The sequence below is a fragment of the Thioclava sp. DLFJ5-1 genome (assembly GCF_002020115.1).
GTDB classification, from domain to species: Bacteria; Pseudomonadota; Alphaproteobacteria; order Rhodobacterales; family Rhodobacteraceae; genus Thioclava; species Thioclava sediminum.
Genome location: NZ_MPZU01000003.1, coordinates 249,607 through 265,453, shown reverse-complemented (window position 1 = coordinate 265,453; position 15,847 = coordinate 249,607). Strand labels below are relative to the sequence as shown.

Annotated in this window: 15 protein-coding genes; 4 read left to right on the top strand and 11 right to left on the bottom strand. The window is 63.2% G+C overall.

Annotated elements, in window-relative coordinates; genetic code table 11:
- Positions 1 to 6: 6 nt before the first annotated feature.
- From infB to pip, 6 genes are all read right to left on the bottom strand, one after another.
- A complete protein-coding gene (gene infB, locus BMI86_RS11940) occupies positions 7 to 2,523 on the bottom strand; it encodes a translation initiation factor IF-2 (protein WP_078541599.1) in 2,517 nt (838 codons plus the stop codon).
- Complete coding sequence (locus BMI86_RS11935; RefSeq protein ID WP_078541598.1) at positions 2,520 to 3,149, bottom strand: RNA-binding protein; 630 nt, start codon at positions 3,147 to 3,149, stop codon at positions 2,520 to 2,522. Before BMI86_RS11935 ends, infB begins: the two co-directional genes overlap by 4 nt.
- 29 nt (positions 3,150 to 3,178) lie before the next feature.
- Complete coding sequence (nusA, locus tag BMI86_RS11930) at positions 3,179 to 4,798, bottom strand: transcription termination factor NusA (protein WP_078522235.1); 1,620 nt, start codon at positions 4,796 to 4,798, stop codon at positions 3,179 to 3,181.
- Between the two features lies 1 nt (position 4,799).
- Complete coding sequence (gene rimP / locus BMI86_RS11925) at positions 4,800 to 5,381, bottom strand: ribosome maturation factor RimP (RefSeq protein WP_078541597.1); 582 nt, start codon at positions 5,379 to 5,381, stop codon at positions 4,800 to 4,802.
- A 139-nt stretch (positions 5,382 to 5,520) separates the two neighbouring features.
- The gene (locus BMI86_RS11920) at positions 5,521 to 5,988 is read right to left on the bottom strand and encodes a TspO/MBR family protein (protein ID WP_078541596.1); all 468 of its coding nucleotides are present in this window, start codon (positions 5,986 to 5,988) and stop codon (positions 5,521 to 5,523) included.
- Positions 5,989 to 6,017: 29 nt separating this feature from the next.
- Positions 6,018 to 6,989 carry a prolyl aminopeptidase gene (gene pip / locus BMI86_RS11915; protein WP_078541595.1) on the bottom strand — a complete coding sequence of 324 codons (972 nt, stop codon included), beginning with the start codon at positions 6,987 to 6,989 and terminating at the stop codon, positions 6,018 to 6,020.
- Between the two features lie 67 nt (positions 6,990 to 7,056).
- Here pip and ubiG point away from each other — a divergent pair, with 67 nt between their 5' ends.
- Positions 7,057 to 7,800, top strand: coding sequence for a bifunctional 2-polyprenyl-6-hydroxyphenol methylase/3-demethylubiquinol 3-O-methyltransferase UbiG (gene ubiG, locus BMI86_RS11910; protein WP_078541594.1), 744 nt, complete (start codon positions 7,057 to 7,059; stop codon positions 7,798 to 7,800).
- A 177-nt stretch (positions 7,801 to 7,977) separates the two neighbouring features.
- Here ubiG and mog read toward each other — a convergent pair whose 3' ends face one another.
- From mog to BMI86_RS11895, 3 genes are all read right to left on the bottom strand, one after another.
- Positions 7,978 to 8,514, bottom strand: coding sequence for a molybdopterin adenylyltransferase (mog, locus tag BMI86_RS11905; RefSeq protein WP_078541593.1), 537 nt, complete (start codon positions 8,512 to 8,514; stop codon positions 7,978 to 7,980).
- Positions 8,511 to 9,740 (bottom strand): argininosuccinate synthase, encoded by a 1,230-nt coding sequence (locus BMI86_RS11900; RefSeq protein ID WP_078541592.1) that lies wholly within the window; start codon positions 9,738 to 9,740, stop codon positions 8,511 to 8,513. Before BMI86_RS11900 ends, mog begins: the two co-directional genes overlap by 4 nt.
- Before the next feature lie 105 nt (positions 9,741 to 9,845).
- On the bottom strand, positions 9,846 to 10,949 hold the full coding sequence (locus BMI86_RS11895; RefSeq protein WP_143594781.1) for a DUF3450 domain-containing protein: 1,104 nt from the start codon (positions 10,947 to 10,949) through the stop codon (positions 9,846 to 9,848).
- Positions 10,950 to 11,173: 224 nt separating this feature from the next.
- On the opposite strand from BMI86_RS11895, the gene BMI86_RS11885 reads away from it, so the two are divergent.
- Together BMI86_RS11885 and ilvA are read left to right on the top strand one after the other, a co-directional pair.
- Positions 11,174 to 11,977, top strand: a complete 804-nt coding sequence (locus BMI86_RS11885; RefSeq protein ID WP_143594780.1) for a hypothetical protein — start codon at positions 11,174 to 11,176, stop codon at positions 11,975 to 11,977.
- A 38-nt stretch (positions 11,978 to 12,015) separates the two neighbouring features.
- Positions 12,016 to 13,263 carry a threonine ammonia-lyase IlvA gene (gene ilvA, locus BMI86_RS11880; protein ID WP_078541588.1) on the top strand — a complete coding sequence of 416 codons (1,248 nt, stop codon included), beginning with the start codon at positions 12,016 to 12,018 and terminating at the stop codon, positions 13,261 to 13,263.
- Positions 13,264 to 13,476: 213 nt separating this feature from the next.
- Here the strand turns inward: ilvA and BMI86_RS11875 are convergent, their stop codons facing one another.
- Complete coding sequence (locus BMI86_RS11875; protein WP_078541587.1) at positions 13,477 to 13,806, bottom strand: histidine kinase; 330 nt, start codon at positions 13,804 to 13,806, stop codon at positions 13,477 to 13,479.
- A gap of 141 nt (positions 13,807 to 13,947) precedes the next feature.
- On the opposite strand from BMI86_RS11875, the gene BMI86_RS11870 reads away from it, so the two are divergent.
- Positions 13,948 to 15,267, top strand: a complete 1,320-nt coding sequence (locus tag BMI86_RS11870) for a SpoIIE family protein phosphatase (protein WP_348638954.1) — start codon at positions 13,948 to 13,950, stop codon at positions 15,265 to 15,267.
- A gap of 55 nt (positions 15,268 to 15,322) precedes the next feature.
- On the opposite strand, the gene BMI86_RS11865 is transcribed toward BMI86_RS11870, so the two are convergent.
- Positions 15,323 to 15,763: an NUDIX hydrolase gene (locus BMI86_RS11865; protein WP_078541586.1), complete on the bottom strand. Its 441-nt coding sequence runs from the start codon at positions 15,761 to 15,763 to the stop codon at positions 15,323 to 15,325.
- Positions 15,764 to 15,847 lie beyond the last annotated feature (84 nt).

Sequence of the window (15,847 nt, the reverse complement as noted above, 5' to 3'; positions counted from 1 at the left end):
GAAGGATCAGAGCGTCCGCTCGACCTCTTCGCGCTCGAAGATCTCGATGACATCGCCGGGGCGGATATCGTCGTATCTCTCGAAGGCCATGCCGCATTCCTGACCGGAGGGCACTTCCTTGACCTCGTCCTTGAAGCGCTTGAGCGTCTTCAGCGTGCCTTCGTGGATCACCACGTTGTCGCGCAGAAGGCGGACACCAGCCGAACGACGGGCCACGCCCTCGGTGACGATACAACCCGCGACCTTGCCGACGCCGGTGACCTTGAACACTTCCTTGATCTCGGCGTAGCCGATGAAGTGCTCGCGGATCTCGGCCGACAGGAGGCCCGAAGCGGCGGCTTTGATGTCGTCCACCAGATCGTAGATGATCGAGTAGTAGCGGATCTCGACGCCCTTCTGGTTCGCGGCGTTGCGCGCAGGCGCATTGGCACGAACGTTGAAGCCGATGACCGGCGCGTTGGACGCCTCGGCCAGCGTGATGTCGGATTCGGTGATTGCACCGACGCCCGAATGCAGCACGCGCACGCGCACCTCTTCGTTGCCGACCTTCTCGAGCGCCTGAACGATCGCTTCCGCCGAGCCCTGCACGTCGGCCTTCACCAGCACGGGCAGTTCGGTGACGCTTTCGTCGGCCTTGGCTTTCGCCATCAGCTGTTCCAGCGTCGTCGCGGCACCGGCAGCGGCGCGTTTGTCCTTGGCGGCCTGCTCGCGGTATTCGGCGATCTCGCGGGCCTGCGCCTCGGTCTCGACGACGTTGAGAACGTCGCCAGCCTCGGGCGTGCCGTTGATGCCAAGCACCTCGACCGGAACCGACGGACCGGCCTCATCGACGCGGTCGCCCTTGTCGTTGATCAGCGCGCGGACCTTACCCCACTGCTCGCCGACGACGAAGATGTCGCCTTTGCGCAGCGTGCCGTTCTGCACCAGAACCGTCGCGACCGGGCCACGACCCACGTCGAGCTTGGCTTCGATCACCGCACCTTGCGCGGCGCGATCGGGGTTGGCCTTGAGTTCGAGCAGTTCGGCCTGAAGCGCGATGGCTTCGAGCAGCTGATCGAGACCCTTGCCGGTCTTGGCCGACACTTCCACGTCCTGCACGTCACCCGACATCTCTTCGACGACGACTTCGTGCTGCAGAAGCTCGGTGCGGACCTTCTGGGCGTTCGCATCGGGCTTGTCGCACTTGTTGATCGCAACGATCATCGGAACGCCAGCGGCCTTCGAGTGATTGATCGCTTCGATGGTCTGCGGCATCACCGAGTCATCGGCCGCCACCACGAGCACCACGATATCGGTGACATTGGCACCGCGTGCACGCATCGAGGTAAAGGCCGCGTGGCCGGGCGTGTCCAGGAAGGACAGGGTCGCGCCGCTCTCGGTCTGCACCTGATAGGCGCCGATATGCTGCGTGATCCCGCCAGCCTCGCCGGAGACGACGTTCGCCTTGCGGATCGCGTCGAGCAGCGAGGTCTTGCCGTGATCGACGTGGCCCATGATCGTGACGATCGGCGGGCGCGGCTGCAGATCTTCTTCTTTGTCGTCGACCTGATCGATGACCTGTTCGACATCCGCATCCGAGACGCGCACAGAGCGGTGACCGAATTCCTCGATCACGAGTTCCGCGGTATCGGCGTCGAGCGTCTGGTTCGCGGTGACCATCATGCCCATCTTCATGAGCGTTTTGACCACATCGGCCGCGCGCTCTGCCATACGGTTGGCGAGTTCCGACACGATGATCGTCTCGGGAAGCTGCACTTCGCGCGACTGCTTTTCAGCACGCTGCGAGCCGCCCATCGCCTTCTGACGGGCCTTCTCCTGCTTGCGCTTCATCGCAGCAAGCGAACGCTGGCGGCCTTCGCCACCCGAGAGCGCATCGCTCAGCGAGAGCTTGCCCGAACGGCGGTTGCCGCGGTCATTGCCCTTGTTGTTGCGATCGTTGCGCGTGTCACGCTCACGATCCGTCTTGCGCGGACCCGAAGCGGACACACCCTTGGTCTCGGCGCGGGCGGCAGCAACCTCCACGGCAGCCTGATCGACCGGAGTGTCTTTCTTCGGTCCGCCCTTGCGGATTTCTTCTTTCTTCTTGTCGCGAAGTTCGGCCTCGCGCTTCTTGCGCTCGTCCTCTTCAGCCTTGGCCTTCAGGGCCGCTTCGCGTTCACGCTCCTCGCGCTCCTTGGCCTCAGCCTCGGCGCGACGACGCTCACGTTCTTCTTCGCGGGCTTTTTCCTCGGCCTCGCGGGCGGCGGCCTCTTCGACCTCACGCGCCTTCGCGGCCTGAAGCGCCTTCAGGCGACGCTCCATCTCGGCGTCGGAAATCCCGGCGGGGCGCTTCGACGGATCGCCAAGGGAAGTTTTGTTACCCCCTCCCTTACCAGCGCCTGCCGCCGGTTTGTTCAGCACCCGCTTCTTGCCTTTCGTCTCGACCACGACGTTCTTGGTGCGCCCGTGCGAGAAGCTTTGCTTCACCTGCCCGGGGCGCCCGCCGCCCAGTCCGAGAGTCTTTTTGCCGTCCGTATCGCTCATGCCGTCTTCGTATCCTTCATGGCGGTCTTGCCGCCGTCCTGCTTGCGTACGCCCGCAAGCCTCGATGCGTCTTCAATTACGCGCCGGGTGAGGCCACCGGCTGCAAGCGCGCCGTGTATCGCACGATCGCGGCCGAATGCCAAACCCAATTCCTGAGAGGTGAGGCAGCCGAACCAGCGCCCGCCTTCGGGCGTCCACAGCTTGCCCTTGCCCCTGTCCGAGCCGTCGCTTGCCTGTAGCAGCACTTTCGCGCGCCCCTCGGCCAGCCAGCCCTTGACCTTTTCGAAGCCGACAACCGCTTTGCCAGCCTTCCGCTCCAGAGAAATAAGCTCCACAACGCGAGAGGCAAGGGCCAGTTCCACCAATTCCACCAGATTTTCTGGGGTTTTGGCCGCCTGCTTCGCTGCGCGAGCAAACAATCCCTTTTTCATCGCCGTCTCGATGACGCCGCGTTCGGAGGTGACCCAGATTCCGCGGCCGGGCAGTTTGCCTGCCACGTCCGGGTAGATCATCCCATCGGGTCCGAGCACGAAGCGGACAAGCCCCGCCTTCGGCTGAACATCGCCGGTGACGATGCAGCGCCGTTCGGGGTCGTCGTTGGTTTTCGGCTTTCCGCCGCGACTCATCTAAGCTCCTCTCCGGTCGGGACCGAGGCTTACGCCTCGGCCTCCTCCTCGGTTTCCTCTTCGCCTTCGTCTTCCGCGTCGCTTTCCAGCTCGGACGGGTCGACCCAGCCCAGCTGAATACGCGCGGTCATGATCAGGTTCTGCGCCTCTTCGAGGCTCACGTCGAATTTCTCGAGCAGACCGTCATCCTTCACGCGCTGACCGTCGACCGTGGTCCAGCCACCGGCCAGTTCCCAGTCGGCGCAGGTCGCGAAATCTTCCAGCGTCTTGACGTCATCTTTCGCGAGCGCCTCGATCATCTGCGGGGTCAGGCCTTCGAAGTCGAACAGCGATTGCTCGACGCCCATTTCCTTCGCAGCTTCGAGCGCCTTGCGGTTCTGCTCTTCGATCACGTCGCGGGCACGGGCCTGCAGTTCGCCTGCGGTGTCCTCGTCCACGCCTTCGATCGACAGCAGCTCGTCCATGTCGACATAGGCCACTTCCTCGAGCGAGGTAAAGCCCTCGGCCACGAGCAGTTGCGCGAAGAACTCGTCGAGGTCCAGCGCGTCGACGAACAGCTTGGTGCGCTCGGCAAACTCGGCCTGACGGCGCGCCGATTCCTCGGCTTCGGTCAGGATGTCGATGTCGAGACCGGTCAGCTGCGAGGCCAGACGCACGTTCTGACCGCGACGGCCGATGGCGAGCGACAGTTGCTCGTCCGGGACCACGACTTCGATCTTCTGCGCTTCCTCGTCGATCACCACTTTCGACACTTCGGCCGGCTGCAGCGCGTTCACGAGGAAGGTCGCCTGATCTTCGTTCCACGGAATGATGTCGATCTTCTCGCCCTGAAGCTCGCCGACGACGGCCTGCACGCGCGAACCGCGCATACCGACACAGGCGCCGACCGGGTCGATCGAGTTGTCATAGGAGATCACGCCGATCTTCGCGCGCGAGCCGGGATCGCGGGCCACGGCCTTGATCTCGATGATACCGTCGTAGATTTCCGGCACTTCCATCTTGAACAGCTCGGCCATGAATTCCGGCGCGGTTCGGCTGAGGAAGATCTGCGGGCCACGGGTCTCGCGGCGCACGTCTTTCACGTAGGCGCGGATGCGGTCGTTCGGGCGATAGCTCTCGCGGCCGATCTTCTCGTTACGGCGCAGGATCGCTTCGCCACGGCCCACATCGACGATGATGTTGCCGTATTCCTCGCGCTTGACGATGCCATTGATGATCGTGCCCACGCGATCCTTGAACTCTTCGTACTGGCGATCACGCTCTGCTTCGCGGACCTTCTGCAGGATGACCTGCTTGGCCGATTGCGCGGCGATGCGGCCCAGATCGACCGGCGGCACCTCGTCGACGATCTGATCGCCGACCGAGGGGTTGTCGAGATACTGCTTCGCCTGCTCGACGGTCAGCTCGGCCTGATAGTTCTCCAGCTCTTCGTCTTCGACGACGGTGCGGACACGGGTGAAGGTCGCCTTGCCGGTCTTGCGATCGATCGAGACACGGATGTCCATCTCCGCGCCGTAACGCGACTTCGCCGCACGCGCGAGGCTCTCCTCCATCGCCTGGATCACCAGATCCGGGTCGATCATCTTTTCGCGCGCCACCGCCTCGGCGGTCTGCAGAAGCTCAAGCTGGTTGGCTGCCGTGATGGCCATCTCAGTTCTCCTCCTCGGGGGAATCGTCAATCTCGTCAAATTCAGCTTCGTCGACGCCTTCGGTCGCCTTCTTCTGGCGCAGCATCTCGTCGATCAGCTCATCGGTCAGCACCAGCTTCGCATCCGCGAGCCAGTCGAACTGGAGGCCGATCACGACGTCTTCGCCGTTCTCGTCCAGCTCGATCAGAATTTCCGAGCCTTCGGTGCCGCGCAGGATACCCTTGAAGCGCTTGCGCCCGTCGATCTGCTCGGAGGTCTCGATCTTCGCCTCGTAGCCTTCCCAGATGTCGAAATCCTTAAAGCGCGTCAGCGGCCGGTCGATCCCGGGCGACGACACTTCCAGCGTATATTTGTCCTCGATCGGGTCTTCCACATCGAGAGCCGCAGACACGGCGGTCGAGATCGCGGCGCAATCGTCCACGATGATCCCGCCATTGGGGCGGTCTGCCATGATCTGAAGCGTGGCCGTCTTGCCGCCCTGCAGCCGCAGCCGCACGAGCTCGAAGCCAAGCCCCTCGATCACGGGGGTCACGATCTCGGCCAGACGCCGGTCGATGGCGGTCTTGGCGATCAGGTCGGTCATGTCTCTCTTTCCGATCCTACAAAAACAAAAAACGGGCCGTTGCGGCCCGTCACACGTTTCCGGTGGGCGTCAGGTTTGGACCCCGGCGCGCCGCTGTTGATGGCGATATAGTCCTGTATTGCAGATTCCGCAAGTGGAATCAGGTTTGGGCCCCCGCCCGCGGGTTGTCGCGCCAGACGCGGAAGTTCAGCGCGCCCGCCAATGTCAGCCAAACGAGATAGGGAAAGACCAGCAATCCGGCCAGCATATCTAGCTGCAGGAAGGCCAGCATCATCGCCGCGACGGCGACCCACAGACAGATCAGGACAAGCAGCCCGAGCCACAGCCGATGCGCCCCGAAGAAGACCGGCGTCCAGAGCGTGTTCAGCGCGATCTGCACCGCGAAGAGGGTGAGCGCGATCTGGCTGCCCGCCTCGGGGGCGATGCGCGCCGCGGCATAGGCGACCGAGACGTAGAGATAGGTCCAGGCGACCGGAAAGACCCAGTTGGGCGGCGTGAAGCCGGGCTTTTTCAACCCAACATACCATTCGCCCGGCTTGAAGATGATGCCCGTCGCAGCGGCGGCCGCGGAGGCCACGAGAAACAGCAGGAAATAGGTAAGCGTCATGGCGGCCTCGATCGAAATCTTTCGCTAGATCAGGATCTAAGCTCATCCATCGCGCGGACAAGCCCGGCGGTGATCCCCGGCTCGGAAAGCGCATGCCCGGCCATCGGCACCAGCTGCAGCTTCGCCATCGCCCAGCCCTGCGCCAGCCTGTAGGCCGAGGTCGGCGGGCAGATCATGTCGAGCCGCCCCTGCACGATGGTCGTCGGGATATGCTCGATCTTGTGACGGTCGCGCAGAATCTGTTCGTCCTCTTCGAGGAAGGCCGCGTTCTGGAAATAGTGGTTCTCGAGCCGCGCGAAAGCGCGCGCGTAATCGGGCGAGGCTTCGCCCGGCGGTCCGTCATAGCGCACCGAAGCCAGCGCGTTTTCCCACATCGCCCAGTGCCGTGCATAGCGCGCCTCGGCCATGTAATCGCCCGAGAACAGCCGCTTGTGATAGGCCCCGATCAGATCGTGCTGCTCGTCTTCCGGAATCGGACGCCGGAAATTCGCCCAGAGGTCGGGATAGAAATTCCCCGCGCCGCCGCCATAGAACCACTCGAGCTCGGCCTGCGTCGCAAGGAAGACGCCGCGAAGAATCAGATTCGTCGCCCGGTCGGGATGCGCCTGCGCGTAAAGCAGCGCCAGCGTCGCCCCCCAGCTCCCCCCGAACACCATCCAGCTGTCGATGCCGAGCGTCCGGCGGATCTGCTCCATATCCGCGATCAGATGCCACGTCGTGTTATCCGCGACGCTCGCATGCGGGCGCGACAGACCGCAGCCGCGCTGATCGAACAGGATGACCCGGTAATGCTGCGGATCGAAGAATCGCCGCATCGTCGGCGAACAGCCACCGCCCGGCCCGCCATGGCAGACCACGACCGGCTGCCCCTCGGGATGGCCAGATTGCTCGACATAAAGGATATGGCCATCACCCACGTCGATCCGGCGCTGATCGAAGGGCTCGATCGGCGGATAAAGATGGGCGCCCGATGCGCGCTTTTGCCCTGCAGTTCTGTCCATGTCTGGACTATATAGAGCAAAAGGCGCGCCCGCCATGGGCTGCCCGAAAATCAATGCGAGGAGAGCAATGGCAGATCCGGCAAACAGCATCGACCCATCAGAAGTCGCGAAATTCGAGGCGATGGCCGCCGAATGGTGGGATCCGAACGGCAAGTTCAAACCGCTGCATATGCTCAACCCCTGCCGGCTCGACTACATCACCACGCAGATCGCCACGCAGTTCGGCCGCGACCTGAAAGCGCCGCGCCCGTTCGAGGGGCTGCGCCTGCTGGATATCGGCTGCGGCGGCGGGCTTCTGTCCGAGCCGATGGCGCGACTTGGCGCCACGGTTGTGGGGGCCGATGCGGCGGAAGGGAATATCCCCGTGGCGCGGCTGCACGCCGAACAGTCGGGGCTCAAGATCGATTACCGCCATTGCGCGGCGGAAGATCTGGCCACGAAGGGTGAGCAATTCGACGTCGTCCTCGCGATGGAGATCATCGAACACGTCGCCGATCCGCAGGGCTTCGTGAACACGATCCAGAGCCTGATGAAACCGGGCGGGCTGATGATCTGCTCGACGCTGAACCGCAACCCGAAAAGCTACATGGTCGCGATCATCGGTGCCGAGCGGGTGATGCGCTGGCTCCCGGTGGGCACGCATGAATGGTCGAAATTCGTAACGCCTGACGAGCTTTACGAGCTGTCGCGCAAAGCAGGGCTCGACCCGGTCGACCGCCGCGGCATGGTGTTCAATCCGCTGAGCTGGACTTGGTCGCTCTCGGAGCGCGATCTTTCGGTGAACTACGCCATCGCAGCGGTGAAGCGGTAAGGGGCGCTGCCCCTCTTCGCATACGCGAATTCACCCCGGGATACTTCAGCCAACACGAAGAGTGGCGATTTTCGCCTTGGGTCAAATATCCCGGGGGAGTCTCTGAAAGAGACGGGGGCGGCGCCCCCTCTTTCTCTGTTGATTGTCGCCATACGGCGACGGGGGCAGCGCCCCCTCTTACTTTTTCTTCGGACGGAAGGCTTTGATCCGGGCCGGATCGGTCTCGATATAGCCCGCGCCAATCAGGTCGAGACAATAGGGCACGGCGGCGAAGACCGCGTCGAGGCAGGTCGCGATGGCCGAGGGCTTGCCCGGCACCATGATGATCAGCGATTTGCCGGCGATCCCCGCCGATTGACGCGACAGGATGGCGGTCGGCACTTCGAGCAGCGAGGCGCGGCGCATTTCTTCGCCGAAGCCCGCCAGTTCCTTCTCGATTACGTCGAAGCAGCCCTCGGGCGTCTCGTCGCGCGGCGCGGGGCCGGTGCCGCCGGTGATCAGGATCAGATCGGCTTCGGCCGCGACCAGTTCGCGGAGTTTCGCGGCGACCGACTCGCGCCCATCGGGAATGATGTGACGCTCGATTTCCAGCGGCGAGGTCACCACACCGCGCAAATAATCCTCGCAGCCCGGACCGCCCTTGTCCTCGTATTCGCCGCGCGACGCACGATCGGAGACGGTGACGATGGCGGCCTTGGGCTGCGAAAAGCTCATTTCTTCACTCGCGCGTTGCGGGTTGCGATCAGCTTCAGGCGCAGCGCGTTGAGCTGGATGAAGCCCGCCGCGTCTTTCTGATCGTAGGCGCCTGCGTCTTCCTCGAAGGTCACATGGGCCTCGGAATAGAGCGAATACTCCGACCAGCGCGCGACGGTGCGGGCCGCGCCCTTGAAGAGCATCAGCTTCACCGTGCCGGTGACGTATTCCTGCGTCTTGTCGATCAGCGCCTGCAGCGCCTCGCGCTCGGGCGAGAACCAGAAGCCGTTATAGATCAGCTCGGCATAGCGCGGCATGATCGAATCCTTCAGGTGGCCCGCGCCGCTATCGAGCGTGATCTGCTCGATGCCACGGTGCGCTTCCAGCAGGATGGTGCCGCCGGGGGTCTCGTAGACGCCGCGCGACTTCATGCCGACGAAACGGTTCTCGACGAAATCGAGACGGCCGATGCCGTGGGTCTTGCCGTATTCGTTGAGCTTGGTGAGGATCGTCGCCGGGCTCATCGCCTCGCCGTTGATCGACACCGCGTCGCCCTTCTCGAAGCCGATCTCGATGAATTCCGGCTCGTTCGGAGCCTGCGTGATCGGATCGTCGGTGCGCTGATAGACGTAATCGGGCGCCATGTCGGCCGGATCTTCCAGAACCTTGCCCTCCGACGAGGTGTGCAGAAGGTTCGCATCGACCGAGAACGGCGCTTCGCCGCGTTTGTCCTTGGCGATCGGGATCTGGTTCGCCTCGGCAAACTCCAGCAGCTTCGTGCGCGAGGACAGGTCCCATTCCCGCCACGGCGCGATCACCTTGATCGACGGGTCGAGCGCATAGGCCGACAATTCGAAGCGGACCTGATCGTTGCCCTTGCCGGTCGCACCATGCGCCACCGCATCGGCGCCATGCTTATGCGCGATCTCGACGAGATGCTTGGAGATCAGCGGCCGCGCGATCGAGGTGCCCAGCAGATAGAGCCCCTCATAGACCGCATTGGCGCGGAACATCGGGAAGACGAAATCGCGGACGAATTCCTCGCGCGCGTCGAGAATATGGATATTCTCCGGCTTGATGCCGAGCATCTCGGCCTTCTTGCGCGCCGGCTCGAGCTCCTCGCCTTGGCCGAGATCGGCGGTGTAGGTGATGACCTCGCAACCGTATTCGGTCTGCAGCCATTTCAGGATGATCGAGGTATCGAGGCCGCCCGAATAGGCAAGCACGACTTTCTTGGGCGCGGACATGCGGCATCTCCCGGTTTTCTTGTTCCGCGACGGAATAGAAGCTTTTTTTCCAATGAACAAGGGCCGCCCCGAAGGACGGCCCTTTCGAATGTGCTCTGCGCGAGATCAGCTCTCGGTGGACGGGTCCACGAGCGGATCGGTCGTGGTGTCCCCGCTCGAGGCGAGATCGCCATCGACCGTGGTCCCGTCGCCCGTCGTGCCGTCGCCGGTCGCCACATCGCCATCCACAGGTGCCTCTGCCGTTGCGGTTTCCGGCGGCGGCAGGTCGAGCAGTTCGTGCAGGTAGGCTTTGGCCTCGGGCGAAAGATCGCGCCCGTTGGATGCGGCAAGAAGCGCGTCCGCCTGCATCTGATCGGCTTCCGCGACCTGTTTCTCAAGCTCGGTGACCTGATCCTGAGCCGTCGCGAGATCCGTCTGATAGGTCTCCGCCGCCTGCTTTTGGGCTTCGAGCGTGTCGAGCTGGCTCTGGTAGTCCTCTGCCTCGGGATCGAGTTCGTCGATCTGAGCCTGAACTTCTTCCGGCGTGGGAACATCCTGCGCCTCGAGATCCGAGAGGGTCTGCTGCGCGGTCGCGAGATCTTCTTCTGCTTGCGCCGCCCCGACGACAGAGTCGCGATAGGTCGCAATCCGGCCCACCTGACTGTTCGGCGAGGCGTTGGCGAGCGCGGTTGCGCTTGCATGGGCCGCGTTCAGACCCTTCAGCTCGGAGGCCAGTGCGCCGTGATTGCGCAGCTCATCTTCGCTCAGGCTCGGCTTGCCGTTCGGGCGCGGCGACTCGTTGACCGCATATTTGGTTGGGGTGGTCGAGCGCGTCTTCGTCGCGGTGGTGCCGCGCGACGCCGTTTTCACAGTGGCGCGGGTGGTGTGCTGCGATTTCGCCTGCCGCTTACCCGAGAACAGATCGTCGAGGAATTTCGCGGGGCCGCCGCCATGCGCAGCAGCTTTGCCGGAATTTCCGGGGCTCGTCGCGCGCCCGGCCGATGCGGATTTGCCCGCCGCACCGGAATTACCGCCTGCGTTGCTTTTGCCTCCGCCATTGCCGCCACTATTTCCGCCACCGTTTCCACCGCCGTTGCCACCGCCATTACCGCCACCGTTGCCGTTCTTGGCAAAGGCGGCATCCGCACCGGTGAAATGGCTGGTCGCCACCGGGGCGACGACGAAGCTCGCCGCGACAAGGGCGACAATCGAAGTTTTTCTCAGGCGCATGCGGCCCTCCTCTTTTGTTGCTCGCAACACAGTTTCAGCACGATTAGCGTCGAAAGTGGGCAAAAAAGCGGCAGCCTTTGCAAAATGCGCAAGGCTTCGCTCAAAGCGAAGGTGAGCCGGCGGTGACTCGCTCTTTTCCACCTCGATCACACGGAGAATTCAACCAAGGCGCGCCGAACGTGCTTTGACTGCGGTGAGATCGAGCCCCAACGGTGAATTGTTAAATGACATTCTTTGGGGGCAAAGTGATGAATGTATTGGGGGTTTTCGGACACTCGTTCCGGCAGGTCTTTGGAAATTGGCGGCAGACCCTTCGGATCTCGGCGCTTCTTCTCTTGATCATGATCATCGGGCAGCAGTGGCTTATCGAGAGCGTGATGCAGGCCGGAGCATCACAACACCAGAGTTTCGAAAAATCACTGTTCATTGTGGTTTTCAACACGTTCATCCTGCCGATCCCGCTGATCATCGCGGCGGTGAACTGGCACAGGTTCATCCTGCTCGGCGAGCGCGTCGGCTGGCTGCCGCGGATTCATCTGCGCCGCGACGTGAGCTATTTCTGGCGTGGCATAGTGATCACGCTCTGTGCCATGGCGATGATGGTTCTGGGAGCCGCGATTGTCTTTCTTTTCGCCCTCGCGGCGCAGGAAATCATTCCGAACCAGACCGCTGAAGCCGTTCTACTTGCCGTCGTGGGGCTGGCATTCTTCATTGCCTTGTATGCCTTCATGCTCCGTCTCGGAGTATCCCTGCCCGGGGCCGCGATCGGCGGCGCGACGATCCGCGACAGTTGGCGCGCGACTCGCGGCCACTGGCGTGGCTTCGCTTTGCTCACTCTGCTGGCATTTCTCGTGGTACTCCCTTTCGTTGCGGTGAGCATGCTTTCGATACAGGCGCCACATGACCTCGCGGATGATATGGTCGTGGTCGCGCTCAAGCTGCTTTTCGCTGTGCCCACCGTGATGCTGCTGCTGTCGATCCTAACGACGCTCTACGGTCATTTTGTCGAGCAACGCGCCCTCGTCTGAGCTTGCCAAAGCGGGCGGCGCGCGTCACATCTGGCGGTATGAGTGAGTTCGCCCTTTCCGCCCAAGCCGCCACCCGCGCGCTGCGTGCGCTCTTCGAGCCGACGCCGCTGCAACTCAATGCCCATCTGTCGAAACGCTTCGACGCCGAGGTCTGGCTCAAGCGCGAGGACCTGACGCCGGTGCGCTCCTACAAGATCCGGGGCGCCTTCACTGCGATGCGCAAATTGCGCGAGCGCGATCCGTCGGCGGCACATTTCGTCTGCGCGAGCGCCGGGAACCACGCGCAGGGCGTGGCCTTCGCCTGTCGGCATTTCGGGGTGAAGGGGACGATCTTCATGCCGGTGACGACGCCGCAGCAGAAGATCGACAAGACCAAGACCTTTGGCGGCGATGCGGTCGAGATCGTTCTCACGGGCGATTATTTCGACGACACGCTGGCGTCGGCGCAGGAGTTTTGCCGCGAGGCCCGGGCGCATTTCCTCGCGCCTTTCGACGATCCGGATGTGATCGAGGGGCAGGCGTCGGTCGGGGTGGAGATCCTCGACCAGTTGGGCGGCGCACCGGATATGGTAATCCTGCCCGTGGGCGGCGGCGGTTTGGCCGCGGGCGTCACCGGCTATCTGCGCGCGACCGCCCCCGATACGGAATTTCGCTTCGTCGAGCCTTTGGGCGGCGCGAGCCTCACCGCTGCGGTCAAGGCGCATGAGCCCGTGACGATCTCGCAGGTGAACAGTTTCGTTGACGGCGCCGCTGTGGCCCGGATCGGCGCGCGCCCTTTCGCGGAGCTTGGTTGGGTCACGCCCGAGCAGGTTCATCTCGCACCGGAGGATCGCATCTGCATCACGATGCTTGAAATGCTGAACGTCGAAGGTGTCGTGCTTGAGCCCGCCGGCGCGATGTCTGTCGACATCCTGCCCGAACTGGCCGAGAGGATCCGCGGCAAGCGCGTGGTCTGCGTGACATCGGGCGGCAATTTCGACTTCGAACGTCTGCCAGAGGTGCGCGAACGTGCCCAGCGCTATTCCGGTCTGAAAAAGTATTTCATCCTCCGCCTGCCGCAGCGCCCCGGCGCCCTGAAGGACTTCCTGCAGATGCTTGGCCCTGACGACGATATCGCGCGCTTCGAGTATCTGAAGAAATCGGCGCGGAACTTCGGCTCGGTCCTGATCGGGATCGAAACGAAACGTGCCGAGAACTTCACGGAGCTCTTCGCGAAGCTCGACGCCGAGGGCTTCGTCTGGCGCGACATCACCGAAGACGAAACCTTGGCTGAGTTTCTTATCTGAGGCCTTCAGTTCGATAGAGCCGCCTCCAGACGGACGAAACACACTGGTCCTTCGCCGTTCTTGCACTGTGGAGCCTTTTCTACATCCTCAACTCCTGCGCTCACGCCCCGCGATAGGCACGCGAGTTCCCAAAATATGGCCGCACCCGCGCCCAACGGGTGCAACTTGGTGCAATATGTGCTCGGCGCAGTTCAGTCTGCTCAGCACCTCGCCCTAAGCCGCCGGAGTGAACTCCGATAGCCGCCCCATGAACTGCGTCTTGGACAGGCTATAGGTTTCGCGGATCGCGCTCAGATCGACCTCCACGGCGCGTCCGGCGGCGGCCATTCGTTCTCCCTGCTGACAGGCGCCGCCGAAATCGCGGAACCCGAGATTCCAGGCAGACCCTTTCAAGAAGTGCAAATCCTCTTCGACCCGGTCGGGACGTCCGCCAAGCCCCATCACCACGGCCTCGACCTCGTCGAGAAAAAGGTCCACGACCTCGGCAAAGCCATCGGCGCCAATTTCCGAGCGCAACTCCTGCACCCGTTCCCAATCAATCATTACGCCCTCCAGGCCACTCGATCCGACTCCACCCGAGACTGACCTTACCGCCGCACCCTTTCGATTTTCTTAACGTCTGATCCGGGTTGGTTTTCACCGAATCTTAGGGAGTTTGCGGTTTCGTGAGGGCAGAGGTTTCGGATGATGCAGATGGTGCAAAGACAAGAGGCCCCCGCAGATGCGGGCAGACGACCGTTGGCGGGCGCCGCGCGGCACGTTCTCGTCGTGGACGACAGCCGCATGCAGCGCCGTATCTTCTCGGCGCAGTTGTCCCGCTCCGGTTACCAGGTGAGCGAGGCTGAAAGCGCGGAAGAGGCGATCGCGATCTGCGCCCAATGCGAGCCCGATATCGTGATCTCGGACTGGATGATGGCGGGGATGAGCGGCCCAGAATTCTGCCGCGTTTTTCGGGGCCTACCGCGGCGAAGTTACGGCTATTTCATCCTTCTGACCTCCAAGGCCGAGAAGACGGACGTCACGCGCGGATTGGAAAGCGGCGCCGATGATTTCCTGTCGAAACCGGTCAACGGAGCGGAGCTTCGGGCGCGGCTCAGCGCGGGCGCTCGCATCCTGACCATGCAAGAGGAGTTGAGCGAAAAGAACCGCCTGTTGCGCGAGGCACAGGAGGTGATCGACCGCGACCTGCAAGAGGCACGCAAACTACAGCAAAGCCTCGTGCGGACACGACACGCCCGGTTCGAGGCAGCGGATGTCTCGCTACTCTTGCGGCCCGCAGGCCATGTCGGCGGCGACCTCGTCGGGTTCTTTCCAATCAATGAACGCCGGGTGGGCCTATACGGCATCGACGTGTCGGGGCATGGGATCACCTCGGCCCTGATGATGGCGCGGATCGCGGGCTACTTCTCCGGCACCACCCCCAGCCAGAACCTCGCGATTTACCGCAACGCAAAAGGCGAATTGCGCGGACGACGCCCGGCGGAGCTCGCGCAGCGCCTCAACGATCTCGTGCTGAGTGAAATGAGCACCGAGAGCTACTTCACCCTTATCTACGCCGATGTCGACCTGCGCACCGGCAAGGCGGAATTGGTTCAGGCCGGCCACCCCTACCCGGTCCTGCAACGGCGCAACGGCACGGTCGAGTTTTTCGGCGAGGGCGGGCTGCCGATCGGCCTGATCGAGGGCGCCGAATACGAGACGCTTACGGTTCAACTGACCCCGGGCGATCGGCTGGTGCTGGTCTCGGACGGGATCACCGAAGCCAGCGACCGCAGCGGCGAGATGATCGATCAAACCCGGCTGGCCCGGATGCTTCGCAAGTTTTCCCAGATGCCGGGGCCCGGGCTTCTGGATGCGCTCTATTGGGCCACCGAGGAATTCGCGGAGGGAGAGATCGGGGACGATGTCTCGGCTGGCGTTTTGGAATTTCACGGCCCCGGCAGCACCGAGCGACGTTCGGAGCTTGCGTCAGACAGCACAGATCGGCCCCCCGGGGAGACTTGAGAGGAGAACGCACCAGCTCAGCTACATCTTAGGCGAACAAAACGCCTGCGCCTTTTCAGCGACGGACGAACCGTTGGAAAAACGCGCGCTCGCCTTCATTCGCGAGCAGTTCGAGCGCATCCTCGGGATCGGCCCAATGCGCCGTGTGATGCGGCTCCGGCGGCAGACCGCGCTTCAGCACCGGGCGCGCGAGCCAGACGGAGCAAAGCTTCTCCGCCCAGAACTCATACTCGGGCATATAGGTGAAACGCCGATAGGCTCCGAGACGGCGCAGCCCCGTAACCGCCCAGCCGGTCTCCTCGAAGACCTCGCGGTGCAGCGCCTCGATCGGCCCCTCGCCCGGATCGATCCCGCCGCCGGGCAATTGAAACTCCGGTATGGGATGCGCCTGATGGGTCAGCAGCACCCGCCCGTCGCGGATCAGAATCGCGTAGGCACCGGGGCGCAAACGATACTGCTGACCGGATTTCACCCGCTCTCCGAACCTCGCGATCATGTGCTCTCCCTTGGGTCTGCGGTTGCCGCGCCTATATTGGGGCTGTATGGCAGGCTCCGCGCCGCCCGAAAACCCCTCTGAGCC